Source organism: Streptomyces sp. NPDC002623, assembly GCF_053592635.1.
In genome coordinates, this window is the sequence record NZ_JBSFWB010000005.1 from 1 (window position 1) to 24819 (window position 24819).

The 24819-nt window shown below is 70.4% G+C and carries 19 protein-coding genes; 5 read left to right on the forward strand and 14 right to left on the reverse strand.

Features of this window, described 5'->3' with window-relative positions; all coding sequences use genetic code 11:
• The 3 genes from ACWD4O_RS10500 to ACWD4O_RS10510 form a co-directional block, all read left to right on the forward strand.
• Positions 1 to 373: L-serine ammonia-lyase, iron-sulfur-dependent, subunit alpha (locus ACWD4O_RS10500; protein ID WP_451279363.1), on the forward strand; the 373-nt coding region annotated here is incomplete at its 5' end.
• A 388-nt stretch (positions 374 to 761) separates the two neighbouring features.
• Entirely contained in the window at positions 762 to 1562 is an 801-nt protein-coding gene (locus tag ACWD4O_RS10505; RefSeq protein WP_451279365.1) for a serine/threonine protein kinase, read from the forward strand.
• Positions 1559 to 3106 carry a serine/threonine-protein kinase gene (locus ACWD4O_RS10510; RefSeq protein WP_451279367.1) on the forward strand — a complete coding sequence of 516 codons (1548 nt, stop codon included), beginning with the start codon at positions 1559 to 1561 and terminating at the stop codon, positions 3104 to 3106. Before ACWD4O_RS10505 ends, ACWD4O_RS10510 begins: the two co-directional genes overlap by 4 nt.
• Positions 3107 to 3112: 6 nt before the next feature.
• On the opposite strand, the gene ACWD4O_RS10515 is transcribed toward ACWD4O_RS10510, so the two are convergent.
• The 11 genes from ACWD4O_RS10515 to ACWD4O_RS10565 all read right to left on the reverse strand — a co-directional run bounded on the left by ACWD4O_RS10515 (position 3113) and on the right by ACWD4O_RS10565 (position 18986).
• Positions 3113 to 4042, reverse strand: a complete 930-nt coding sequence (locus ACWD4O_RS10515; protein ID WP_451279369.1) for a M23 family metallopeptidase — start codon at positions 4040 to 4042, stop codon at positions 3113 to 3115.
• Between the two features lie 118 nt (positions 4043 to 4160).
• Positions 4161 to 4577, reverse strand: coding sequence for a hypothetical protein (locus ACWD4O_RS10520; RefSeq protein WP_451279371.1), 417 nt, complete (start codon positions 4575 to 4577; stop codon positions 4161 to 4163).
• 216 nt (positions 4578 to 4793) lie between these two features.
• Positions 4794 to 5396: a sarcosine oxidase subunit gamma gene (locus ACWD4O_RS10525; protein ID WP_451279373.1), complete on the reverse strand. Its 603-nt coding sequence runs from the start codon at positions 5394 to 5396 to the stop codon at positions 4794 to 4796.
• A complete protein-coding gene (locus tag ACWD4O_RS10530) occupies positions 5389 to 8622 on the reverse strand; it encodes a sarcosine oxidase subunit alpha family protein (protein WP_451279375.1) in 3234 nt (1077 codons plus the stop codon). Before ACWD4O_RS10530 ends, ACWD4O_RS10525 begins: the two co-directional genes overlap by 8 nt.
• A gap of 19 nt (positions 8623 to 8641) precedes the next feature.
• Positions 8642 to 9874, reverse strand: coding sequence for a sarcosine oxidase subunit beta family protein (locus ACWD4O_RS10535; protein WP_451279377.1), 1233 nt, complete (start codon positions 9872 to 9874; stop codon positions 8642 to 8644).
• Between the two features lie 31 nt (positions 9875 to 9905).
• Entirely contained in the window at positions 9906 to 10769 is an 864-nt protein-coding gene (locus tag ACWD4O_RS10540) for a bifunctional methylenetetrahydrofolate dehydrogenase/methenyltetrahydrofolate cyclohydrolase (protein WP_451279379.1), read from the reverse strand.
• 12 nt (positions 10770 to 10781) lie between these two features.
• Entirely contained in the window at positions 10782 to 13220 is a 2439-nt protein-coding gene (locus ACWD4O_RS10545; protein WP_451279381.1) for a GcvT family protein, read from the reverse strand.
• A 193-nt stretch (positions 13221 to 13413) separates the two neighbouring features.
• A complete protein-coding gene (locus ACWD4O_RS10550; RefSeq protein ID WP_451279383.1) occupies positions 13414 to 14394 on the reverse strand; it encodes an ABC transporter substrate-binding protein in 981 nt (326 codons plus the stop codon).
• A gap of 13 nt (positions 14395 to 14407) precedes the next feature.
• Complete coding sequence (locus tag ACWD4O_RS10555) at positions 14408 to 16408, reverse strand: ABC transporter permease (protein WP_451279385.1); 2001 nt, start codon at positions 16406 to 16408, stop codon at positions 14408 to 14410.
• Positions 16408 to 17496 carry a quaternary amine ABC transporter ATP-binding protein gene (locus ACWD4O_RS10560; protein ID WP_451279387.1) on the reverse strand — a complete coding sequence of 363 codons (1089 nt, stop codon included), beginning with the start codon at positions 17494 to 17496 and terminating at the stop codon, positions 16408 to 16410. The genes ACWD4O_RS10555 and ACWD4O_RS10560 overlap by 1 nt, the downstream gene beginning before the upstream one ends.
• A 20-nt stretch (positions 17497 to 17516) precedes the next feature.
• Positions 17517 to 18986 (reverse strand): aldehyde dehydrogenase family protein, encoded by a 1470-nt coding sequence (locus ACWD4O_RS10565; protein ID WP_451279389.1) that lies wholly within the window; start codon positions 18984 to 18986, stop codon positions 17517 to 17519.
• A gap of 228 nt (positions 18987 to 19214) precedes the next feature.
• On the opposite strand from ACWD4O_RS10565, the gene purU reads away from it, so the two are divergent.
• Positions 19215 to 20087: a formyltetrahydrofolate deformylase gene (gene purU / locus ACWD4O_RS10570; protein WP_451279391.1), complete on the forward strand. Its 873-nt coding sequence runs from the start codon at positions 19215 to 19217 to the stop codon at positions 20085 to 20087.
• 118 nt (positions 20088 to 20205) lie between these two features.
• On the opposite strand, the gene ACWD4O_RS10575 is transcribed toward purU, so the two are convergent.
• Together ACWD4O_RS10575 and betA are read right to left on the reverse strand one after the other, a co-directional pair.
• The gene (locus ACWD4O_RS10575) at positions 20206 to 21042 is read right to left on the reverse strand and encodes a 5,10-methylenetetrahydrofolate reductase (RefSeq protein ID WP_451279393.1); all 837 of its coding nucleotides are present in this window, start codon (positions 21040 to 21042) and stop codon (positions 20206 to 20208) included.
• Between the two features lie 3 nt (positions 21043 to 21045).
• The gene (betA, locus tag ACWD4O_RS10580; protein WP_451279395.1) at positions 21046 to 22722 is read right to left on the reverse strand and encodes a choline dehydrogenase; all 1677 of its coding nucleotides are present in this window, start codon (positions 22720 to 22722) and stop codon (positions 21046 to 21048) included.
• A gap of 151 nt (positions 22723 to 22873) precedes the next feature.
• On the opposite strand from betA, the gene ACWD4O_RS10585 reads away from it, so the two are divergent.
• Positions 22874 to 23671, forward strand: a complete 798-nt coding sequence (locus ACWD4O_RS10585; RefSeq protein ID WP_451279397.1) for an IclR family transcriptional regulator — start codon at positions 22874 to 22876, stop codon at positions 23669 to 23671.
• A 1-nt stretch (position 23672) separates the two neighbouring features.
• Here the strand turns inward: ACWD4O_RS10585 and ACWD4O_RS10590 are convergent, their stop codons facing one another.
• Complete coding sequence (locus ACWD4O_RS10590) at positions 23673 to 24803, reverse strand: aromatic ring-hydroxylating oxygenase subunit alpha (protein WP_451279399.1); 1131 nt, start codon at positions 24801 to 24803, stop codon at positions 23673 to 23675.
• Positions 24804 to 24819 lie beyond the last annotated feature (16 nt).

The following is a 24819-nucleotide window of genomic DNA, read 5'->3' on the forward strand; positions in this document are numbered from 1 at the left end:
CATCTCCGGCGCCGAGGTCGGCTGCCAGGGCGAGGTCGGCTCCGCCTGCTCCATGGCCGCCGGCGCCCTCGCCGAAGTCCTCGGCGGCTCCCCCGGACAGGTCGAGAACGCCGCCGAGATCGGCATGGAACACAACCTCGGCCTCACCTGCGACCCCGTCGGCGGCCTCGTCCAGATCCCCTGCATCGAACGCAACGGCATGGCCGCCGTGAAGGCGATCACCGCGGCCCGTATGGCCCTGCGCGGCGACGGGAACCACATGGTCTCCCTGGACAAGGTCATCAAGACCATGAAGGAGACCGGCGCCGACATGAGCGTCAAGTACAAGGAGACGGCCCGGGGCGGGCTGGCGGTGAACATCATCGAGTGTTAGGGAGATATGCCCTGACCAGCGTGCTCGTCCCTGTGAGTGCCCGACGCCCGGCCGGACCGGACTGCCGTCCGCCGGGCCGATGCGGCGCGCCCCCGCCTGCCCGCGGGACGCGCCGACGGCACGCGCTCCCCAACAGCCCCTCGGCCGCGGCGGGTTCACCCTTCGAGCCCGACTCCGCCGAGAGCACCCGAGGCCGGGAACCGGTACAGCCGCCATCGCCTCTTAGAGGCGGAGCGGGCTGAGCGCCTTCGGCCCGTCCCGGAACTTCGACCAGGCGACTCCGAGCTCGCACCCGAGCCCCGCGCCGGCCGGGCCGAACCCCACAGCCCGTGAGCACCGTCCGGACGGGGCCGGTGGGCGACAGGACTTCGAGGAGGAGAAGGAGACCATGAGCGGCGTACTGGTTCACCTGCCGGCGGACGGAAGGGTGGAGGCCACGACCGTGTCGGAGCCGGTGAGCCTTCGGCTCGGTCCGGGGGACGTCGCCCGCTTCGGGCGCGGCTCCGCGTCCGTCCCCGTCGATCTACGGATGGCGAATCCAGCAGTGTCCCGGCTCGCCGGAGAGATCCGGGTGACGGAGGACCACTGGCAGTTGAGCAACCTCAGCACGAACCAGACCTATCTGGTGGAGAACCCCGAAGGGGCGGGGGAGTATTTCAGGGTCCCGCCCCGCAGGGCCGGAGCCCCCGTGCCCTTCGAGTTCGCACGTGTCCTCCTGCCCACCCGGGGATCCGTCGTGACTTTCCAGGTGTTCGCCCCCGACCATGTGTACCTCTCCAAGAGCGGCATGGAGGGCTTGACGGGCACCGGGACGCTCGCCGGCTTCTCGCTGGACGAGACCTCCACGTACTTCCTCGTCCTGGTCGCGCTGTGTGAGCCGCGGCTGCGCGACGAGTCCACCGTGGCGGTGGCGACCACGCCCCAGATCGTGGAGCGGCTGCGGAACCAGCCGGGCTGCGAGCGGCTGACCAACCGGGCGGTCAGCTCTCACATCGACTATCTGGCGGACGAAAAACTGCGGATCACCGCCCCGGCGACGACCGGACCGGCTCAGGGCGTGCGGCGCAACGGCAAACGGGAGGCGGTGGCGGGACTCGCCCTGCGTTTCGGGCTGGTGCGCGAGGAGCACTTGGTGCTCCTGCCGTCGAGGAGATCGTCGCTCCACCGGACGGTGGTGACGGGAGGATGAGCAGCGGCTCCGTGGAGGTGGTTCCACGCGGCTACCGGGTCGGTGAGTGGGAGGTCACCGGCCTGATCGGAGCCGGTGGATGGGGGACGGTGTACGCGGCCAGGCGCGCCGGCGATCCGGACGACGGCGGTGACGGCGGTGACGGCGGGCACGGCGGCGACGGGAACGCGGGCGGGGCGGCCGCGCACGGGGAGACGGCCCCGGCGGAGGTCGCCCTCAAGTTCCTGCCCACGGCCGGGCTCGCGCCGCGACAGGCGCGCGGGCTGGTGGAGACCGCCCGGCGCGAGACCGAGCTCAGCCGGCGCACCAGGCATCCCCGGCTGATCCGGCTGTTCGACTCCATCACGCTCGGCGAGTCCGCCGGTTCGGCCTTCGACGGGGCCGTGGTGCTCGTCATGGAGCGGGCCGAGCGAAGCCTGCGTGAACGGCTGGAGGCTTCGTCTCCCTCCGGTCGGGGCGGCCCCTCGTCGCCCCCTGCCCGATCCTCCGCCCCGTCCGGCGAAGTGCCGCTGTCGGCGCGAGAGGGAGCGCGGCTGCTCACCGAGGTCTGCGAAGGGCTGGCGCACCTGCACGAACTGGGCTGGGTGCACGGGGACCTCAAGCCCGACAACGTCCTGATCATGGCGGACGGATCCGCACGGCTGGCGGATTTCGGCCTCTCGGTGGAGCTGACCGGCACCCACGCCTACATCCCGCCCCTGGGCACCCCCGACTATCTGCCGCCGGAACGCTGGCAGGCGTCGCTGGGCGAACGGGGCGTACAGGTGCGGCAGAGCACCGACATCTGGGCGCTGGGCGTGATGATCCACCAGGTCTTCACCGGAGGCGCCTCGCCGTTCCCCGGGGCGACGCCCGCGGCCCGCGGAGCCGCCGCCCAGGAGTACGCCGACGGACGCGCACCGCTGCGCATGGACCTGCGCGTGCCGCCCTTCTGGCGCGATCTGGCGGCCGACTGCCTCAGTCCGGCACACACCGACCGTGCCGCGCACACCGTCGAGAGCCTGCTGGGCCGTATCCGCGCCGAGCAGGAGCGGTCCGCAGCGCCGCCGGCGTCCCGGAACAGGCACACGATCCTGGCAGCCGCCGTGCTGATCGTGGCGGCGGGCGGCGTGGGCTCCGTCGGATGGCTCCAGTACGACGACGGCCGGCGGTCACCGGACAGCGGCTCCGGGGCCGGGCGAGGCGGTGCGACCGTGAGCATCGTGCCGAACGCGCTCATCAAGGTGTACAACGCCGAGCGGTCGTGTCACCGGCCCGGCGAGCGGGACAACCTGTGCAGCCTCGGACTCGCGATCGACCCCCTGCTGCCGTACGACGTCGACAACGTCGTGCTGACCAGGGTGTGGGACGGTGACGTCCTGACCGCCGACTGCCAGCTCCGCCAAGGGACGCCGGTCGCCGACGAGGCGGGCTCACGCTCGGTGCGGTGGTACAGGGTGCGCCTCACGGCGGAGAAGGGCCGGACCACGGCCTGGCTGCCGTCGGTGCGGACGAAGGATCGTCCGGCACTGGCGGAGTGCCCGGCCCGGCCCTCTCCGGGCTGACGTCGGTCAGCACAGCCGGATGTCACGCCCCTCGTTGTCCTTCGCCTCGTCATTGCCCCAGCGCTGGAGGTAGTACGCGGAGACGTACGCGCGGCCCGAGCCGCCCGGCACCACCTGGTCGAGGTCGGTGAGCAGCCACCAGTGGTTGTAGGAAGTCCCCACGCGCACCTCGTCGCCCGGCTTCTTGCACAGGACATAGTTGGTGCCCTTGAGCAGCTTGCCCTGCACCGCACAACGGGGGCTGGTGTCGCCGACGCAGTCGACGGCCGCGTAGCCGGGGGCGTCGGCGAAGGTGTCCACCCAGAACCGCTCCGGAGCGGGGTTGCCGCCGCAGGCGTTGGTGCTGGTGACCTGGGGGAACGGCCCGGAGGGGGAGAGCCGGTACTCGGTGCCCTGGAGCACCGGGTGCACCATCTCGTCCGTCTCGCCGTCGTTGTCGCCGTTGGTGTCGTACAGCTGCTCGTAGTGCAGGTGCGCCGAAGTGGTCCCCACCAGTCCGAGCCTGCCGAGCGGCGCACCCGAGGAAACCTGCTGCCCCAGACGCACGTCGATGCGGTCCATATGCAGGTACACCGAGAACCAGCCGCCTCCGTGGTTGATCTCCAGGCCTCCGGGTTCGAAGAGCTCGGTGACCGTGCCGGCGGCCGAGGCGACGACCGAAGCTCCGAGGGTCTGCCCCCCGACGCGGTACATGTCGAGTTTCTTGTCGTCGGGAGCGTGTCCCTGGTACGTCTGCAACTGCCAGGTCTCGCCGCAGGCGAAGGGCAGCCGGAAGTCCGGCCGGGCGCCCGCGGTCGCCTGCGTCGGCGTGGCGGCCGCCGGGGCCGCCGCGGAAGCCGCCCACAACCCGAACACCGCGAGGACGGCGGCGACGACGAGGACGTACGGCTTGGGCAGCGGCAACCCTAAGGCGCGTCTGCTGCGGGGTGTGCGCATGGAATCCCTCCTGGCCGCGCGGCTCCGTGCCGGGCGGTCGTTTCGTACGGTGGCTCCGGGGCGGGCCGGGCGGCCCGGACGGGGAGCGTCAGCACTGCTGGGTGACGCCCCCGCCGTGTCAGCAGCGCCGCAGGCCGTACCTGCTGGGGTCGGCGTCGAACCAGCTGGGAGTGAACACCCAGTCGGCCGGCACATAGCCCTCCCGCCCGTCGCTGCTCCAGTCGGGCACCGTGCGGTACCAGGTCGTGTTGCCGCCGCCGTGCAGTCCGCCCGGCGACCAGCAGGTGAAGTAGCTGAACGTCGACTGCAGCAGGCCGGTGATGGGACTCTCGTGGAACGGCTCCACCCGGGTCGGCGCCGATCCGCTGTTCCCGCACCACAGCCGATTGTCGTGAGCACGCACGCCGCACTCGGCCGCCGCTGCTGCCGCTGGTGCCGACGTCGCGGCCTGCGCCGAGGGAGCGGCCAGGATTCCGGCCAGCGCGGCGGCCACCGTGACAGCTGCCGCGGTCGCCTTGATGTGTTTCACGATCATGATTTCCCCTTCGTCGTCTACGGGCGCCTTCCGAGGCAGGGCTGTGGCCGGACAGGTTCCGGCCGCGTTCGCGCGCCATGAGATCGCCGTCACCGGGTCCTCGCCACTGTGGCTGGACCGGTGCGTGGAAGGTATCCGCGACAACACAGGAAGCGGCATCCGGAAGATTCCGGGGTGACACGCCTCCGGTGACAAGCCGTCAGCTTCGACGAGGTGTCAGACGTATTCCGTCGCCGCGTCGAGCAGCCAGTCCGTCAGATAGCCGGCGAAGGACGAACGGACCAGTACCCAGAAACCGGCCCGGGGTTCGTCCCGGGCGACCAGGACGACCTGGGTGCGGCCCAGCGTCGTCTGGGCGCAGCGGCCGGCTCCGAAGGCGCGCGGGTGCAGGTCCAGCGGGCAGCCGTGGGCCAGCAGGTCGCGGGCGCGGGGGCCGGTGACGAGCAGTGTGGTGCGCTGGGCGGAGACGTCGGTGACGGACACCGGTTCGTCCCCGGCGGCCTCCCGGATCCGGCTCTCCAGCCCCCGTTGGGTCCCCGGCCGGCCCAGCAGCAGCCATTCGTCCGGGCCGAGCCACAGCACGGCCGACTCCCCCGCGTGGACCACGGTGTTGGGTTCGAGGGGCAGAGGGAGGTCCAGTGCGAGGGCGACGGCGTCCGCCGCCGCCCCCTTGGCGTCGAGTCGCACGTCGAGCTGGGCCAGGAAGGGGAGTTCGGCCAGCCGGATCGCGCCCCCGGAGGTGCGGGTGGCGGCGGCCAGGCGGCCCGCGGCGTGCGACAGGGGGCTGCGGGGCGGGGCGGTGAGTGCGGTGTCAGCCATCGCGGCGGGCTCCCTCGGGGTCGTAGAGGACGGGGCTTGCGACCGTCACCGGAACCAGCCGGTCGCCCACGGGGGCGTACAGCCGCTCGCCGATGCGGTCCCGGCCGCCCTTGATCAGGGCGAGCGCGAAGGTCCGGCCGAGGGCGGCGCTGCGGTAGCTGGAGGTGACATGGCCGAGCATCGGGACGGGCGGCGCGGGCAGCACGCTGTCGGCGACCAGGTGGGTGCCCTCGGGGAGGAAGGTGCTCGGATCCTCGGGGAGCAGGCCGACCAGGTGCTTGCGGTCGGGGCGGACGGCGTCGGCGCGGGCGTAGGAGCGCTTGCCGATGAAGTCGGGCTTCTTCTTCGAGACCGCCCAGCCCATGCCGAGATCCTGCGGAGTCACCGTGCCGTCCGTGTCCTGGCCGATGATCGGGTAGCCCTTCTCGGCGCGCAGGACGTGCATGGTCTCCGTCCCGTACGGGGTGATGCCGTACGGGGCGCCCGCCTCGTACAGCGCCTCCCACAGGGCGAGGGCCTGCCACGGCGACACATTGATCTCGTAGGCGAGTTCGCCGGAGAAGCTGATCCGGCAGACGCGCGCGTCGATGCCGGCCACGGTCGTCTCCCGCCAGGCCATGAACGGGAAGTCGTCGTTGTCGACGGCCAGTTCGGGCGCGAGCGCGCCGAGGACCGCGCGGGACTTCGGACCGACCAGCGCCACGGTGGCCCACTGCTCGGTCACGGAGGTGCAGTGGACGCGGAGTTCGGGCCACTCGGTCTGCAGCCACTCCTCCATCCAGTCCAGCACGGCCGCCGCGTTGCCCGTGGTCGTGGTGACCAGGAAGCGGTCCTGGGCGAGGCGGATGACCGTGCCGTCGTCGAAGATCATGCCGTCCAGGCGGCTCATGACGCCGTAGCGGATCATGCCGACCTTCAGGGTGCTCATCATGTTGGTGTAGAGCAGGTCGAGGAAGACGGCGGCGTCGGGGCCCTGGACGTCGATCTTGCCGAGGGTGGAGGCGTCCATGAAGGCGACGCTCTCACGGGCGGCGGCGCACTCGCGCAGCACGGCGGTCTCCATGTCCTCGCCGCCTCGCGGGTAGTACCAGGGCCGCTTCCACTGGCCGACGTTCTCGAACAGCGCGCCGTGCGCGACATGCCACTCGTGGACGGCGGTCGTGCGGATCGGGTCGTGCAGCGCGCCGCGGTCCCGGCCGGCGAGCGTCGCGAAGGAGACCGGCGTGTAGGGCGGGCGGAAGGTGGTCGTGCCGAGCGCCGAGACGTCCACGCCGAGCAGTTCGGCGACGACGCCACTGGCCAGGACGCCGGAGGTCTTGCCCTGGTCGTTGGCGGTGCCGGCGGTGGTGTACCGCTTGGTGTGCTCGACCGAGCGCATCCCGGCGCCGGTCGCCCGGACCAGGTCGTCGACGACGACGTCCCGTTGGAGGTCGACGAAGCGGGGCGCGCCCGGGGCGCCGGGGACGACGTACACGTGCATGGGCGCCGTCGCCCGCGGCTGGGCTTGTGTGGCGGGGAGACGGGGCGCGGCGGCCGGGTAGCCCTCGGCCTCGACGGCGCGGGCGCCGGCGGCGGCGCCCTGGGCGAGGGCGGTGGGCAGGTCGAGGACGCCGTTCGCGCCGCCCGCGACCTCGACCGCCTGACGGCAGGTGTCGGGCACGAAGGAGCCCAGCGTCTCGTCGTGGCGCAGTTTGCCGCCCGCCTGGCTGAACAGGTGCGCCACCGGGTTCCAGCCGCCGGAGACCAGCAGCAGGTCGGCGGTGAACTCCCGCTGCCCGGTGGACTCCCCGAACGGGGCGACGGTCACGGCGGTGAGGCGCGACTCGCCCTGCGTGCCGGTGACGGCATGCCCGGTCAGCACCTCGATGCCCGCCTGCCGGGCGCGCTCCGTCCACTCGCCGGCCTCGGCGCGGGTGTCGACGATCGCCGTGACGTCCACGCCTGCCGCGTCGAGGTCGAGCGCGGCCGCGTAGGCGCTGTCGTTGGTGGTGAAGACGACCGCACGACGGCCGGGCAGGACGCCGTGGCGGTTGACGTAGGTGCGGGCCGAGGCGGCCAGCATCACGCCGGGGCGGTCGTTGTCCGCGAAGGCGAGCGAGCGTTCGTGGGCGCCGGTGGCGAGGACCACCCGTCGGGCGCGGATGCGCCAGACGCGTTCGCGGGAGACGTTCTCGGGGGCCGCCGCGCCGAGGTGGTTGGTACGGCGTTCGACGGCGAGGAGGTGGTTGTCGTCGTAGTAGCCGAACACGGTCGTGCGGCGCAGGACCCGTACCTCGGGGGCCGCGTCGAGCTGCCCGGTGACCTGCCCCACCCAGTCGAGGTGCTCGGCGGTGCCGAGGAGGCTGCCGCCGGGCTCCGGCTGGTCGTCGGTGAGGATGACGCGGGCGCCGCTTCGCACGGCCGCCGCGGCGGCCGCGAGGCCGGCCGGGCCCGCGCCGACGATCAGCAGGTCGCAGTGGGCGTGGACGGCGTCGTAGCGGGCTGGGTCGGGTTCGGTGGCGAGTCGGCCCTGACCGGGGAGGCTGCTCGCGACCAGGCCGTCGTACAGCTCGACCGTGGTCGCGGGGAGCATCGGCTCGGGGAAGGGGGCCTCGATCTGGACGACCGCGTTGGGCTCTTCGACGCCGGCCGAGAAGATGCCTCGCGGGCGGCCGAGCTTGATGCTGGTGCCGGCCTGGACGACGCCATGGGCGAGCAGGGCGGAGGCGAGGGTGTCGCCTCGGTAGCCCTGGTACTCGGTGCCGTCGAAGGTGAACGTCAGCTGGTCGGTGCGGTCGACTCGGCCACCCGTGGCCAGGCGGTTCGGTTGGCTGTCGAGCCGTGCGGGGGGCTCCGCCCGCAGGCCGCCGATCGGCCCTGACGGGGCCTCGTCCTCAAGCTCCCCCAGAGGGGGTACCCCCAGACGGGCTGCGACAGCCGGGCCGGGCTGAAGAGTCGCCGGTCGGGGCTCCACCGTCGCAGGGCGCGACTCTCCCGCCCGATACACCGTCAGGATCTCGTTCGTCGACGTGTCCCGTACCGCGTTGAACCAGCGGCGGCAGCCCGCCGCGTGGGTCCAGCGCTCGGCGAACGGGCCCTTCGGGTTGTCGCGGAAGAACAGGTACCGGGCCCACTCCTCGTCGGTGAGGGACGCCGGGTCCTGCGGATAGGGCACGTGCGCCTGGCCGCCGTAGTGGAACTCGGCCTCGTCGCGGGGCCCGCACCAGGGGCAGGGGATGAGCAGCATGGTCCGACTCCCTGGTGGACTAGTGGGCCACCGCGGCCGCGCCGTGCTCGTCGACGAGCGCGCCGGTGGTGAAACGGTCGAGCGAGAAGGGGGCGTTGAGGTGGTGAGGCGTGTCGTGGGCGATGGTGTGGGCGTAGACCCAGCCGACGCCCGGGGTGGCCTTGAACCCGCCCGTGCCCCAGCCGCAGTTGAGGTAGAGGTTGTCGACCGGCGAGAGGCCGACGATGGGCGAGGCGTCGGGGCTGACGTCGACGATGCCGCCCCAGGTGCGCAGCACATGGGCGCGCGCGAAGACCGGGAACAGTTCCAGGGCCGCCGACATCTGTTCCTCGATGATGTGGAAGGCGCCTCGCTGGGTGTACGAGTTGTACGAGTCGATGCCCGCGCCCATCACCAGCTCGCCCTTGTGCGCCTGGCTGACGTACACATGGACGGCGTTGGACATGACGACCGTCGGGTGCACGGGCTCCAGCAGTTCGGAGACCAGGGCCTGCAACGGGTGGCTCTGCAGCGGGAGTTCGATGCCGGCCATGGCGGCGAGGACCGAGGTGTGACCGGCCGAGCAGAGTGCGACCTTGCCCGCCGCGATGGGGCCCAGCGTGGTCTGCACGCCGACCACCCGCCCGCCGACGATGTCGAGGCCGGTGACCTCGCAGTTCTGGATGATGTCGACGCCGGCGGCGTCTGCGGAGCGGGCCAGGCCCCATGCCACGTGGTCGTGCTTGGCGATGCCGGCGCGGGGCTGGTAGGTGCCGCCCAGGACCGGGTAGCGCACATCGGGTGAGATGTTGACGATCGGGCAGACCTCTTCGACCTGCTCGGCGTCCAGCCATTCCGCGTCGACGCCGTTGAGGCGGTTCGCCTCCACGCGGCGCACGCTGTCACGGACGTCCTGGAGGCTGTGGGCCAGGTTGAGGACGCCGCGCTGGGAGAAGAGGATCGGGTAGTCGAGCTCCTCCGCCAGTCCCTCCCACAGCTTGAGCGAGTGCTCGTAGATGCCGGCGCTCTCGTCCCACAGGTAGTTGGAGCGGATGATCGTGGTGTTGCGGGCCATGTTGCCGCCCGCGAGCCAGCCCTTCTCCAGCACCGCGACACTGGTGATGCCGTGGTTCTTGGCGAGGTAGTGGGCGGTGGCCAGGCCGTGGCCGCCGCCGCCCACGACGATGACGTCGTAGCTGCGCTTCGGCTCGGGCGTGCGCCACAGCCAGTCGGGGTGCTCGGGGAGCTCGGCACCGGGGGTGCGGGGGCTCATCGGACGTCTCCGTCCTTCGCGAGGGGCAGGTTCATACGGTGTTCGCGTTCCTCTCGGCGGCCTCGACGACGTTGGCGAGCAGCATGGCCCGCGTCATGGGTCCCACGCCTCCGGGCATCGGCGCGATCCAGCCGGCGACCTGGGCGGCGTCCGGGTGCACATCGCCGACCAGGCCGCCCCGGTCGTCGCGGGTGATGCCGACGTCCAGGACCGCCGCGCCGGGGCGCAGCATGTCCTTGGTGATCAGCCCGGCCGAGCCGGCGGCGGCGATGACGATGTCCGCCTCCCGTACATGCCAGGCCAGGCCCTTGGTGCCGGTGTGGCACAGGGTCACGGTGGCGTTCTCGGAGCGGCGGGTGAGCAGGAGTCCGATCGGCCGTCCGACCGTGATGCCCCGGCCGATCACGCACACCCGTGCGCCGGCGAGCGGGACGTCGTGGCGGCGGAGCAGTTCGACGATGCCGCGCGGTGTGCACGGCAGCGGGGCCTCGACGCCGAGGACGAGCCGGCCGAGGCTGACGGGGTGCAGACCGTCGGCGTCCTTGGCCGGGTCCATGCGCTCCAGCACGGCGCCCGCGTCCAGGTGGCGCGGAAGCGGGAGCTGGACGATGTATCCGGTGCAGGCGGGGTCGGCGTTGAGTTCGTCGACGATGTCCTCGACCTGCTGCTGGGTGGCGTCGGCGGGCAGGTCCCGGCGGATGGAGGCGATGCCTGCCTGGGCGCAGTCGCGGTGTTTGCCGGCGACGTAGGCGCGGCTGCCCGGGTCGTCGCCGACCAGCACCGTGCCGAGGCCCGGCGGGCGACCGCCGTCGGCCGTCAACTTGGCCACGCGATCGGCGAGTTCACGACGGATCACGGCGGCGGTCGCCTTGCCGTCGAGGATTTGTGCCGTCACTTGCGATACTCCTCAGCCACGGAGACGGGACATCGTCGGGTCGAACAGGGGCTCCTCGGCGACGACCGCCTCGACCCGCCGGTCGAAGTAGCCGATGTGCACGGTCGTCCCCGGGACGCTGAGTTCCGCCGGCAGCCACGCGTAGGCGATGCCCTTGCCGATCGTGTAGCCGTAGGCGGCGCTGGTGACGTAGCCGACGGCGCGCTCGCCGTCGTAGACCGGCTCCTTGCCCATGACGACCGACCGCGGGTCGTCGATGGTGAGGCAGGTCAGCCTGCGCCGTACGTCCGCCTTGCGGCGCTCCAGCGCGGCCTTGCCGATGAAGTCGTCCTTGTCGGCCTTGACGGCGAAGCCGACGCCGGCCTCGTAGGGGTCGTGCTCGTAGGTCATGTCGGTGCCGAAGGAGCGGTAGCCCTTCTCCAGACGGAGGCTGTTGAAGGCGCCGCGGCCGGCGATGACGCCGCCGAGGGGCTGCGCCGCCTGCCAGAGGGTGTCCCAGAGTTTCTGGCCCTGGTCGGCGGTCGTGTACAGCTCCCAGCCGAGTTCGCCGACGTACGACAGGCGCATCGCGGTGACGGGCACGCTGCCGATGTAGGCGCGCTTGGCGCGGAAATACTTGAGGCCGTCGTTCGAGAAGTCCTCGTCCGTCAGGGGCTGGAGGACCTTGCGGGCCAGCGGGCCCCACAGGCCGATGCAGCACGTGCCCGGGGTGATGTCGCGGACCTGGACGCGGCCGTCGGCCGGGAGGTGGCGGGTGATCCAGTCGAGGTCGAGGTTGCCGTTGGCGCCGACCTGGTAGCGGTCGGGGGCCAGCCGGGCGATGGTGACGTCGCTGCGGATGCCGCCGTCGTGGTCCAGGAGCAGGGTGTACGTCACCGAGCCGACCGACTTGGTGATCTTGCCGGTGCACAGCCGGTCCAGAAGGGCGCCTGCGCCGGGGCCGGCGACCTCGATGCGCTTGAGGGCCGTCATGTCGTACATCGCGACGGTCTCGCGGGTGGCCTGCGCCTCGGCGCCGACGATCGGCGACCAGTACTGCGCCGCCCAGTCGTCGGGGGTCGGGATGCTGCGGCCCTCGACCAGCCCCGCGTTGGCCTCGTACCACTGCGGGCGCTCCCAGCCATTGGCCTCCAGGAAGAAGGCGCCCAGCTCCTGCTGGCGGGCGTGGAAGGGGCTGGTGCGGATCGGGCGCGGGTCACCGGACGGCTGGAGCGGGTGGAGGATGTCGTAGACCTCCTCGAAGTTGCGGCAGTCGCGGGCCAGGACGTACTCCGGGGACAGCTGGTGCGGCTCGAAGCGGTTGACGTCGCATTCGTGCAGGTCGAAGGAGGAGCAGTGGCCGTCGACCAGCCATTCGGCCATGGCCCGTCCGACGCCCGCGGAGTGGGTGACCCAGACGGCCTCGGCGACCCAGAAGCCCTTGACGTCCGGGGACTCGCCGAGGAGCGGGAAGTTGTCCGTGGTGAAGGAGAACAGGCCGTTGATGCCCTCCTCGACCTTGGCCTCCTGTGTCGCGGGGAGCAGGGACCGCGTCTCGGTCCAGGCGTCCTCGAAGTCCTCCTCGGTGAACTTCAGGACCGACGGCATCGTCTCGGCCTCGTCCACGGAGAGGATGTCGTCGACGGAGACGGGCATCGGGCGGTGGCCGTAGTAGCCGATGCCGATGCCGTCGAAGCGGTCGCGGTAGTAGAGGTCGGCGTCCTGGTGGCGCAGGATCGGGCGCACCGCTTCTTCCGTCTGTCCGGCGAGCGCCGGTACCGGGCCGGTCCAGGCGAGCTGATGGGCGAGCGGTGTGAGCGGCAGGTTCATGCCGACCATGCGGGCGATCTTCTGGCCCCAGATGCCGGCGCAGCACACGACGATGTCGGCGGGGATCTCGCCCTGGTCGGTGCGGACGCCGGTCACCTCGCCGTCGGCGCGGGTCACGTCGAGGACCTCGTGGCGGGCCAGGAAGCGCACGCCGCGCCCGGTGGCCCGGCGGATCTGCGCCTCGACGGCGAGGACCGCCTTGGCGAGGCCGTCGGTGGGCACCAGGAGGCCGCCGAGGACCCGGTCCGGGTTGACCAGCGGGTGCTGCTCGACGCATTCCTCGGCGGTCAGCAGACGGGCTTCGATGCCCCAGGCGGTGATCCAGCCGTGGCGCCGCTGGATCTCGGTCAGGCGCTCGGGGGTGGTCGCCACTTCGAGGCCGCCGACCTGGAGGAAGCAGGGCTTGCCGTCGACGTCGAGGGAGCAGAACTTCTCGACGGTGTAGCGGGCCAGCTCGGTCATGGTCTTGGAGGAGTTCGTCTGGAAGACCAGGCCGGGAGCGTGCGAGCTGGAGCCCCCGGTGGCCGGCAGCGGGCCCTGGTCGACCACGGTCACATCGGTCCAGCCTCGTGCGGAGATCTCGTCCGCGAGTGCCGCTCCAACGACGCCCGCTCCGATGATGACCACTCGGGGTCCCGCCATCGCCGCACCTCCGGTTCAGTTGCTCTCTACGCAACGTGATTCAGGTTGCGCAACTCAATGTGCCTGTCGTGCAGGTGGGTGTCAAGAGGGCCCGTGACGCAGGAGGACGGCCTCGAAAAGCGGCCCAGAAAACGGCGATGCCCGGTGGGCGGCGCGCACGAGGCACACCGCCCACCGGGCATCCGCGACCGGCCTACTTGATCCAGGCGTCCACCTTGGCGCGGTTGGCGTCGACCCACTTCTTCGCCGCCGCCTCGGGCGTCATCTTGTCCACGGCGATGTACTTCGCCACGACGTTCTGGTCGTCGTTCGTCCAGTTGAAGTTCTTCACCAGGTCATAGGCCGGGCTGCCCGACTTGGCGAACTTCGCGCTGACGATCTTGTCCAGGTCGTACACGGGGTAGTCGCACGCGATCTTCTCGGCGTCGGCGTCGCAGCCGGCCGTGTACGCGGGCAGGTTCACCTTCACCAAAGGCACCTCGGAGAGGAACCACTGCGGCTCGTAGAAGTAGCCGATCACCCATTCCTTGTTCTTCTCGGCCTTGCGGTAGGCCTGGATGAGCGCGGTCTCGCTGCCCGCGTACACCACCTTGAAGTCCAGCTTCAGGTTCTTCACCAGGGCTTCGTCGTTGGTGACGTACGACGGGTCACCGTCGAGCAGCTGGCCCTTGCCGCCCGACTCCGAGGTCTTGAACTTCGAGGCGTACTTGTTGAGGTTCTTCCAGTCGGTGATGTCGGGGTACGCCTTCGCCAGCCACGGCGGCACGTACCAGCCGATGATGCCTTTGTTGCCGGTCGAGCCGGCCTCCACGGCCGTCTTCTGCCCCTCGACGTACTTCTTCTTCAGATCGTCGTGGCCCCAGTTCTCCAGGACGGCGTCCACCTCGCCCGTCCCGAAGCCCTGCCAGGCGATCTCCTCCTTGAGGTCCTTCTTGGTGACCTTGCAGCCGAGGTCGTTCTCCGCGACGTACGCGACGACCGCCGCGTCCGCCTCGTAGCCCACCCACGGGTTGACCGCGAGGTTGAAGGCGCCGCACTTGGCGGAGCTGCCCGAGCTGTCGGACCCCGAGGAACCGCTGTCCCCGACCTTCGCACCGCCGCAGGCGGTCAGGGTGAGCCCCAGAACGGCCATGCCTGCCGCGCCGACTCTCCACTGTTTTGCTTGCCTTGCCATGGTCCGTAGCTCCTTACGCGCTGGTACGCCGCGCCGCTGCCTGAGTGATCCGGTCGAACATGACTCCGAGAAGGACGATGGCCAGCCCCGCGGCGAGCCCCTTCCCGTACAGCTGCCCCTGCGAGAAGCCGGCCACGACGTCGTAGCCGAGGGCGCCTGCGCCTACCAGGCCGCCCACCACAACCATCGACAGCACATAGATCAGGCCCTGGTTGGTCGCGAGAGTCAGGGCGCTGCGTGCCATCGGCAGCTGAACCTTGGTGATGATCTGCCAGGTGTTGCACCCGGCGGAGGTGGCCGCCTCCACGGTGGTCGCGGGCACGTTGCGCACCCCGTCCGCGATGATCTTTATCGCGACGGGAGCCGCATAGACGACCGCGGCGACGATCGCCGTGAAGCGGGTCGCACCGAACAGCGCGAGGAACGGCACGAGATAGACGAACGGCGGCATGACCTGTGCCGCGTCCAGGGTGGGCCGAAGCAGCCGGTCCACCAGCGCGCTGCGTCCCATCCACACGCCGAACGCCATGCCGAACAGCATCACGATGACCGTGGCGACCAGGGTCGACGCCATCGTCGTCATGGCGTCCGACCACACTCCGGTGCCGACCAGCAGGCCCACGCACACGGCCGTGGTGACGCCGGCGCGCCAGCCGCCCAGCACCGCGCCCAGCCCGATCAGCACCGCGCCGACCAGCCACCACGGGGAGTCGGTGAGCAACGACTGGAACGGGTTGAGCAGACCGTTGGTGACGGCGTCGCGGACGGCGTTGGTCAGACCCGAGAGGTTGTCCTGCACCCAGGTCGTGGTGGAGTCGGCCGCGCTCGCGATGGAGCTGCCGACGCCGCCCTCGCCGGGGAACTCCGCCGCCCACAGGTAGGTGTTCGACAGATAGATCAGGACCAGGGTGACCACCGCGCCCGCGCCGAGCAGCGGCCGCCGCCAGGCGAGGAACCGGTTCTTCGAGTTACGGGCCGCCTCCGCCCGTACGCTGGCCGCGGTCGTGACCCGGTCGAGCACGATGGCCATGACGACGATGGACAGGCCCGCGTTGAAGGCGGTGCCGACGTCCAGCGACTGCAGCGCCTGCACGACGGTCTTGCCGAGGCCGGGCGCGTCGATCAGGGCCGCGATGGTCACCATGGCCAGGGCGGCCATGATCGACTGGTTCACGCCCATCACGACGGTCCGCTTGGACATCGGCAGCAGGACCTTCAGCAGTCCCTGCCAGCGGGTCGCGCCCAGCGAGTCGGCCGCCTCGACGGTGGTCTCCGGCACCGAGCGGATGGCGTGCGCGGTGATGCGGATCGCCGGGGGCGCCGCGTAGATGACCGTGGCGATCGTCGCGGAGGCCCCGCCGATGAGGAAGAACAGGGTCAGCGGCGCCAGATAGACGAAGGTGGGCATCGTCTGCATGAAGTCCAGGAACGGCGTCATGACCCGGTTGAACCGGTCGGACAGCCCCGCCCACACGCCCAGCGGGATCGCGAACAGCAGCGCCACGAAGACCGCGGACAGGGTGAGCGCGAGGGTGTCCATGCTCTCCTGCCACAGGCCCTGCAGCCCGAAGAAGGTGAAGCCGGCCACCGCGAGCAGCGCGACCCGCCAGTTGCCCACGGCCCAGGAGACGTAGCCGGCGATGCCGACGACGCCGAGCCAGCCGATCTGCGGGAGCGGACGGTCGCCGGTCGGCTGCGAGATCAGCCCCTGGACGAAGGTCACCAGGTTGTCGATGACCAGGCGGATCTCGTTGAAGAAGTAGAGGAAGAGCGGGTTGGAGTTGCGGTTCGCGCCGATCGAGTCGTTGACGTCGTTGAACCACCGGTGCAGATCGGTCAGGTCCGCCGCCGCCAGGGTCAGGGTCTGCTTGCCGCGCAGCACGGCGAACAGCAGCAGCCAGCCGAGCAGGATCGCGCCCACCACCATGGAGCGGCTGATCCTGCGTGCGCCCGCGACGGGAGCGGCTTTCGCCACCGGCTCCGTCTTCTCCGGTTTCTCCATGACGACGGTCATCACATGTCGCCTTCCTGCCCGGCGACGACCGCGAGGATCTCCTCGTCGCCGACGATGCCGAGCAGCTTGCCGTTCTCGACGACCTTGACCGGCCGGTCGGCCGCGAGCACCGCCCGGGTGGCCTCCCGCACCACGACGTCCGGACCCAGCTCCGGGCCGTCGAGGGTGTCGCCGTCCTCCACCGGGCGCATGATCCAGCGCAGGGTCAGCACATCGCCGCGCGGCACGTCCTTGACGAACTCGCGCACGTAGTCGTCCGCCGGGGCGCCGACCAGCTCGTCGCCGGTGCCGCACTGGACCATCTTGCCGTCGCGCATGATGAGGATGCGGTCGCCGAGCTTGAGCGCCTCGGAGAGGTCGTGGGTGATGAACACCATCGTCTTGCCGACCTCGTGGTGCAGCCGGATGACCTCGTTCTGCATGTCACGGCGGATGAGCGGGTCGAGCGCCGAGAACGGCTCGTCGAAGAAGAGCACGTCCGGGTCGCCGGCCAGCGCCCGGGCGAGGCCCACGCGCTGCTGCATGCCGCCGGAGAGCTGGTCGGGGTAGGAGTTCTCGTAGCCGGCGAGGCCGACCAGTTCGACGACCTCCTGGGCCCGCCGGACGCGCTCGCCCTTGCCCATGCCCCGGATCTCCAGACCGAACGCCACGTTGTCGACGACGCGGCGGTGGGGCAGCAGACCGAAGTGCTGGAAGACCATGGAGAACTTGCGGCGCCGCAGGTCGCGCAGACGCTTGTCGTCGGCGTCGAGGATGTCCTTGCCCTCGAAGACGACCTCGCCGGAGGTCGGCTCGATCAGCCGGGTCAGACATCGCACCAGCGTGGACTTGCCCGAGCCGGACAGGCCCATGACGACGAAGACCTCGCCCGGCGCGACCTCGAAGTTCACATCGCGTACGGCGGCGGTGCATCCGGTGCGGTCCATGAGCTCGCGGCGGGTGAGACCGCACAGCTCCTCGGAGTCCGGTACCCGGTCGGCCTTCGGCCCGAACACCTTCCACAGGTTGCGCACGGAGATGACCGGGGTGGAGTCCGAGTCCTGTGGCGTACCGCGCCGCCGGGGGACCTCGGTCTGTGTTGGGGTCACGATCGACCTCTTTTCGGCGTTCAGCCGCGGAACCAGCGCTGCGGCCGGGGTTGGATGTTCTGCCAGATGTGTTTGGGCTCTCGGTACTCGGCCAGGCCGGTCGGTCCCAGCTCCCGGCCCACGCCCGAGTGCCCGAAGCCACCCCATTCCGCTTGCGGCACATAGGGGTGGTAGTCGTTGATCCACACCGTGCCGTGGCGCAGCCTCCCGGCGACCCGCTGGGCCTTGCCGGCGTCCTGCGTCCAGACGGCTCCGGCAAGTCCGTACTCGGTGTCGTTGGCGATGCGTACGGCGTCGTCCTCGTCGGTGAAGCGCTCCACGGTGAGCACGGGCCCGAAGGACTCCTCGTGGACCACCCGCATGTCCTGGCGGCACTCGTCGAGGACGGTCGGCGGGTAGTAGTGGCCGCCGGCCAGGGCCGGGTCGTCGGGTCGCGCACCGCCGCAGCGCAGTACGGCGCCCTCGGCGAGCCCGGCGGCCACATACGCCTCGACCTTGTCCCGGTGCGCCGCGGAGATCAGCGCGCCGGTCTCGGCTTCGGCGTCGAAGGGCCCGCCCAGGCGGATCTGCCGTGCCCGGCGGACGACCTCGTCGACGAAGCGGTCGTGCAGCGAGTCCTCGACGATCAGCCGGGCGCCGGCCGAGCAGACCTGCCCGGAGTGCAGGAAGACGGCCGTGAGAGCGAAGTCCACGGCCGTCTCGAAGTCGGCGTCGGCGAACACGACGTTGGGGTTCTTGCCGCCGAGTTCCAGAGCCACCTTCTTCACGCCCGCCGCGGCGGTGGCCATGATGCGTTTGCCCGTCTCCAGGCCCCCGGTGAAGGAGACCATGTCGACTGCCGGGTCCTCGGACAGCGGCGCGCCCACCTCGGGCCCGGCGCCCAGGACCAGGTTGGCGGCGCCCGCCGGGAGCCCGGCCTCCTCCAGCGCCCGCATCAGCAGGATCGAGGTGGAGGGGGTCAGCTCACTGGGCTTGAGGACGATCGTGTTGCCCGCCAGGAGGGCGGGCGCGACCTTCCAGGACGCCTGGAGCAGCGGGTAGTTCCAGGGGGTGATCAGGCCGCACACGCCGATCGGCTCGTACACGACACGGCTCACGGCGTCGTCCCGGCCGGTGTCGATCACCCGGCCGGCGTCGGTGCCCGCGATGCCGCCGTAGTAGCGGAAGCAGGAGACGACATCGGCGATGTCGTACTCGCTCTCCACCAGGCGCTTGCCGGTGTCCAGCGATTCGGCGCGGGCGAATTCCTTGGCGTCGCGCTCGAGGATGTCGGCGGTGCGCAGCAGCAGCGCGCCCCGCTCCCGCTCGGGGGTGCGCGGCCAGACACCTTCGTCGAAGGCGCGGCGGGCCGCGGCGATCGCGGCCTCGGCGTCGACGCGGGTCCCTTCGGACACGGTGGCCGAGAGCGTTCCGTCGGCGGGACATCGAATTTCCCGGCGCCCGCCGGCCACCGGCTCCCGCCATTTCCCGTCTACATACAGGTCTGCCACGCGCCTAGCCCTTCAAAGCCCTTGAACCGTAAATGCGTTGCGCATCATGCAATCAATTGCTTGTGGTGGAACACCCTGGCGAATGTCCCGACCGGCGTCAAGAGGTTCACCGGTGACGATTCGGCTTTGCGGGCACTTGCCCTGCCGCCCTTGACCTCAGACGGCACCGAGCCGACCATGTTGCGTATCGCTCACCATGTTGTGCAATACGCACCAGCGGAGGCCTGCATGTCCCCTCGACCGCAACCCGGCCGTGAGTTCGTCCTCACTCTCTCCTGCCCCGACAGCGCCGGGCTGGTCCACGCCGTGAGTGGCTTTCTCGTCAGAAACTCCGGCAACATCCTGGAGAGCCAGCAGTTCGATGATCGACTCCAGGGCCGCTTCTTCATGAGGGTCCACTTCGACGTTTCCGATCCAAACGTCGATCTGGAAAATCTGCGTTACCGATTCGGACCCGTCGCGCAGGCCTATGGCATCTCCTGGACCCTCCGGGACGCCTCGACCCCGACCCGGACGCTCATCATGGTGTCCAGGTTCGGGCACTGCCTGAACGACCTGCTCTTCCGCCAGCGCACCGGCTCCCTCAACATCGAGATCCCGGCGATCGTCTCCAATCACCGGGACTTCGAGGCGCTGGCCGACACCTACGGCGTCCCCTTCCACCACGTCCCGGTCACCAGGGACACCAAGGCCGAGGCGGAGGCGCGGCTGCTGGAGCTGGTGCGCGAGCTGGACGTCGACCTGGTGGTGCTGGCCCGCTACATGCAGATCCTCTCCGACGACCTGTGCAAACAGCTCGAGGGTCACGCCATCAACATCCATCACTCCTTCCTCCCCAGCTTCAAGGGCGCGAAGCCCTACGACCAGGCCTACGACCGCGGAGTCAAGCTCGTCGGCGCGACCGCGCACTATGTGACCTCGGACCTCGACGAGGGCCAGATCATCGAGCAGGACGTGGTCCGGGTGGACCACTCCCTCGACCCCGGCGAGCTGGTCACGGTCGGCCGTGACGTCGAGGCCCAGGTGCTCGCGCACGCGGTGAAGTGGCACAGCGAGAGCCGCGTGATGGTGGAGGGCAACCGCACGGTGGTCTTCCGCTGAGCGGTTCCGAGCGGTTCTGCATACAAACGCCGGACGGGTATCACAGCCCGTCCGGCGTTTGAGGACAAGGCCCCTTCAGGGCCGAAGGGGGGTCTGGGGGCACAGCCCCCAGCCATGCTCAGCCGGTCAGCCGCTCCAGCACGGCCCGCCGCCACGCCTCCGTCTCGGCGATCTGGTTGAACGTGAACAGGTGCAGCCCCGCCACCCCGGCCGAGGGCGCGGTGAGGGCCCCCTCGGCACGCGCCAGCAGCCGCTCCGGCGCATACCCGCCGGGCGTGGCGAAACGCAGGAACCACGACGGGTGCTTCGTGAGGAAGCGCGTCGACTCCCCGACGCCGATCTTCGTCGCCATCGACAGCAGCTTCGCCCGCTGCACGGGCCCGGCGACGCCCACGTACAGGGGCAGGGTGACGTCCCGCTGTCGTATACGGGCGATCCACTCCCCCAGCACGCGCGGGTCGAAGCACAGATTGCTCACGATGTTCGTGGCGTGCGCACGCTTGTCCCACATCGCCTGGATCGTGACGTCGTCATGGATGCGGGGATGGCTCTCGGGATAGCCGGTGACGCCGACGTGCGCGAAGGGCCTGCCCAGCTCGCTCAGCCGGCGCAGCACCGGCAGCGCCCCGTCGTAGGCCCCGGCGGGCGGGTCCGCGTCGCCCGCCGGGACGAAGACGTCGTCCACGCCCGCCGCGCGGAGCCGGCCCGCGACCTCCTTCAGATGCGCGTCGTCCCGCAGCAGCCGTGCGGGCACGTGCGGGACGACGCGGTAGCCGTGCGCCGCGAGCCGGCCGGCGAGGTCGAGGGTCGGTTCCAGGCCCTTGACCGGCGACGCCGTCACGGTGACGACGACATCGCGCGGGACATGGGCGAGGACCTTGTCCTCGGTCGCCCCGGCCGGCAGCACCTCGTAGCGCACGCTCTCCAGCAGCGCCCTCAGCCCGTGGCCGGCCAAGGTCTACCCGGCCTGCTTCTGGGCGTCGCGGTGGCGGTAGTACGCGGCCTTCGACGGCGCGAGCGGCTCCTTGCCGAGGATCAGGTCGGCGGCCTTCTCGGCGACCATCATCACCGGCGCGTAGATGTTGCCGTTGGTGACGTAGGGCATGACGGACGCGTCCACCACGCGCAGGCCCTCCACGCCGTGCACCCGCATGCTGGTCGGGTCGACGACGGCCGTCTCGTCGGCGGCGGGGCCCATCTTGCAGGTGCAGGACGGGTGCAGGGCCGTCTCGCCCTCCTTGGCGACCCAGGCGAGGATCTCCTCGTCCGACTCGACCTGCGGGCCGGGCGAGACCTCCCCGTCGTTGTAGGGGGCCATCGCGGGCTGGTTGAGCAGATTGCGGGCCACCCGGATCGCCTCGACCCACTCACGGCGGTCCTGCTCGGTGGAGAGGTAGTTGAAGCGCAGCGCCGGGTGTTCGCGCGGGTCCTTGCTCTTGATCTTCACCGAGCCGATGGCGTCCGAGTACATCGGTCCCACGTGGACCTGGTAGCCGTGGCCGCCGGCCGGCGAGGAGCCGTCGTAGCGGACCGCGATGGGCAGGAAGTGGAACATCAGGTTGGGGTACTCGACGTCCTCGTTGCTGCGGGCGAACCCGCCGGCCTCGAAGTGGTTCGTGGCGGCCGGCCCCTTGCGGAACAGCCACTGCAGGCCGATGAAGGGGGCGCGCCACTTCGCCATGTACGGCTGCATGGAGACCGGCTGCTTGCAGGCGTACTGGACGTACACCTCCAGGTGGTCCTGCATGTTCTCGCCGACGCCCGGGAGGTCGTGGACGACGTCGATGCCGAGGGCGCTCAGTTCCTCGGCGTTGCCGACGCCGGAGAGCTGGAGCAGCTGCGGGGAGTTGATCGCGCCGCCGCAGAGGATGACCTCCTTGGCGCGGACCTGCTGGAGCGCGCCCTTGCCCCGCTGGTACTCGACGCCGACGGCGCGCTTGCCCTCGAAGAGGACCCGGGTGACCAGGGCGCGGGTCTTGACCGTGAGGTTGGGGCGCTTCTTCACGGGCTTGAGGTACGCCTTCGAGGCCGACAGCCGGCGTCCGCGGTGGACGTTGCGGTCGAACTTGGCGAAACCTTCCTGCCGGTAGCCGTTGACGTCGTCCGTGGGGGCGTGTCCCGCCTCCTCGGTGGCCTTGAGGAAGGCGCCGAAGAGCGGGTTCGTGGCCGGGCCGCGTTCGAGGACGAGGGGGCCGTCATGGCCGCGGAACTCGTCGTCGGGGTCGGCCGCGAGGCAGTTCTCCATCCGCCGGAAGTAGGGCAGACAGTGCGCGTAGTCCCAGGTCTCCATGCCCGGGTCGGCCGCCCAGCGCTCGTAGTCCAGGGGGTTGCCGCGCTGGAAGATCATGCCGTTGATGCTGCTGGAGCCGCCCAGCACCTTGCCGCGCGCATGGTAGACGCGACGGCCGCCCATGTGCGGTTCGGGCTCGGACTCGTATTTCCAGTCGTAGAACCGGCTGCCGATGGGGTAGGTCAGCGCCGCGGGCATCTGGATGAAGACATCCCACGGGAAGTCGGACCGGCCGGCCTCCAGTACCAGTACCCGGTTCGCCGGGTCCGCGGAGAGCCTGTTCGCCAGTGCGCTGCCGGCCGATCCGCCGCCGACGATGACGAAGTCGTACTGCAAGGGAGCCATGATGCCTCGTCTCGCTCGCGCCGTAGATACGCGAGGCATGCTAGTACCGGTAGCGCTATATGCACCAGGTTGCGAACCACGCAACTTAGTGAGCCTTGATTTCCGTCCCGTTACTTGCAAGTGTGTTGTTTACTACGCGTATAGTTTCACTGTGAGCAACTACAGCACTGACCCAGAATCGTCGAATTCACAGGCCGGCGGAGTCCAGTCGGTGGACCGCGCCATCAGCGTCCTGGAGATCCTCGCGCAGCGCGGCGAAGCGGGCGTCAGTGAGGTCGCGGCCGAGATCGACGTTCACAAGTCCACCGCCTTCCGGCTTCTCGGCGCCCTCGAGGCGCGCGGTCTGGTGGAGCAGGCGGGCGAGCGTGGCAAGTACCGCCTCGGGTTCGGCATCGTACGCCTGGCCGGCGCCGTCACGGGACGCATCGACATCACGCAGCAGGGCCGCCCGGTCTGTGAGCGGCTCGCCGAGGAGATCGGCGAGACCGTCAACATCGCGGTCATGCAGGAGCAGTACGCGATCAACCTCTACGAGGTGCGCGGCCCGGGCGCCGTCACCGCGCACAACTGGGTGGGCGAGCTGACCCCCCTGCACGCCACGTCGAGCGGCAAGATCCTGCTGGCCCACCTCCCGGCCAAGGAGCGGGCCGCACTGCTCGCCGAGGCCGGGCTGAAGAAGTCCACCCCGCAGACGATCACCGCGAAGACGAAGCTCGAGAAGAACCTCGCCGAGGCGAAGGAGCGCGGCTACGCCTGGACCCTGGAGGAGCTGGAGATCGGCCTGCACGCCATGGCCGCGCCGGTCCGCAACCGGGACGGCGAGGTCATCGCCGCACTCAGCGCCTCCGGCCCCTCGTACCGCTTCACCGAGGAGCGTCTGCACGAGCTGGCTCCGGTGCTGATCAAGGGCGCGGACGAGATCAGCCACCGGATGGGCTACCTGGGCTGAGTCACCCCTGGGAAGTACCGAGGCGCTCGTTCACCCAGTCGTGGAAGGCGCCGATGTGGTGCTCGCTGGGCACCAGCACTCCTCCCTTGGCGTACAGCCGGGAGCTCATCCCGGGCTGGGTGCGCTCACAGGCGTCGAAGTCCTGCACATTGACGCGGTGGAACAGCTCCACGGACCTGCTGACGTCCTTGCCGGTCTCGACGACGTGCGGGAGGTAGAGCCAGTCGCACTCGACGATCGTGCGGTCGGCGGCCACCGGGTACATCCGGTGGAAGATCACATGGTCCGGGACGAGGTTGATGAAGACCTGCGGCCGGACGGTGATCGCGTAGTACCGGCGGTCCTGGTCCTCGGCGACGCCGGGTATGCGGTCCAGACCCTCGGAGCCGTCCACGGTGAACCCCTGGATCTCCTCACCGAACTCCGCGCCGTGCCCGACGTAGTACTGGGCCGCGTAACCGTCCGCGAACTCGGGGAGCACCTCGGTGAGTTCGGGGTGGATGGTGGCGCAGTGGTAGCACTCCATGAAGTTCTCGATGATCAGCTTCCAGTTCGCCTTGACGTCGTAGACGATCCGCTTGCCCACCGAGAGGTTGTCGATGTCGTAGCGCTCGATCGACTCGACGTCGCCGAGGCGGCCGATGACCTCTCCGATGACGTCCTCCTCGAAGGAGGGCGGGTTCTCCGCCAGGCAGACCCAGACATAGCCGAGCCATTCGCGGACCGCCACGCTCACCAGGCCGTACTCGGTGCGACCGACGTCGGGCATCTTGGTGAGGTTGGGCGCCGCGACGAGCTTGCCGTTCAGGTCGTACGTCCAGGCGTGGTACGGGCACTGGAAGGCGCGTTTGACCTCGCCGCTCTCCTCCGTGCACAGCTTGGCGCCGCGATGCCGGCAGACGTTGAAGTAGGCGCGGACGGAGTTGTCACGCGCCCGGGTGACCAGGATGCTCTCGCGGCCCACGTCGACGGTCCGGAAGGCGCCGGGTTTCGCGAGCTCGGAGGAGCGCGCGACGCAGAACCACATGGTCTCGAATATGCGCTCCTGCTCCTGGGCGAAGATCGCCGGATCCGTGTAGGAGGAGCCGGGGAGGGTGGCGATCAGGCTGTCCGGCAGACTGGTCGAGGTCACGGTGCACTCCTCAGGA

Coding starts and splice junctions, on each gene's coding strand:
- ACWD4O_RS10550 (WP_451279383.1), bottom strand. CDS start 14,394: ATGGCAAGGCAAGCAAAACAGTGGAGAGTCGGCGCGGCAGGCATGGCC.
- ACWD4O_RS10525 (WP_451279373.1), bottom strand. CDS start 5,396: ATGGCTGACACCGCACTCACCGCCCCGCCCCGCAGCCCCCTGTCGCAC.
- ACWD4O_RS10520 (WP_451279371.1), bottom strand. CDS start 4,577: ATGATCGTGAAACACATCAAGGCGACCGCGGCAGCTGTCACGGTGGCC.
- purU (WP_451279391.1), top strand. CDS start 19,215: ATGTCCCCTCGACCGCAACCCGGCCGTGAGTTCGTCCTCACTCTCTCC.
- ACWD4O_RS10530 (WP_451279375.1), bottom strand. CDS start 8,622: ATGCTGCTCATCCCCTGCCCCTGGTGCGGGCCCCGCGACGAGGCCGAG.
- ACWD4O_RS10505 (WP_451279365.1), top strand. CDS start 762: ATGAGCGGCGTACTGGTTCACCTGCCGGCGGACGGAAGGGTGGAGGCC.
- ACWD4O_RS10515 (WP_451279369.1), bottom strand. CDS start 4,042: ATGCGCACACCCCGCAGCAGACGCGCCTTAGGGTTGCCGCTGCCCAAG.
- ACWD4O_RS10555 (WP_451279385.1), bottom strand. CDS start 16,408: ATGACCGTCGTCATGGAGAAACCGGAGAAGACGGAGCCGGTGGCGAAA.
- ACWD4O_RS10510 (WP_451279367.1), top strand. CDS start 1,559: ATGAGCAGCGGCTCCGTGGAGGTGGTTCCACGCGGCTACCGGGTCGGT.
- ACWD4O_RS10545 (WP_451279381.1), bottom strand. CDS start 13,220: ATGGCGGGACCCCGAGTGGTCATCATCGGAGCGGGCGTCGTTGGAGCG.
- betA (WP_451279395.1), bottom strand. CDS start 22,722: ATGGCTCCCTTGCAGTACGACTTCGTCATCGTCGGCGGCGGATCGGCC.
- ACWD4O_RS10535 (WP_451279377.1), bottom strand. CDS start 9,874: ATGAGCCCCCGCACCCCCGGTGCCGAGCTCCCCGAGCACCCCGACTGG.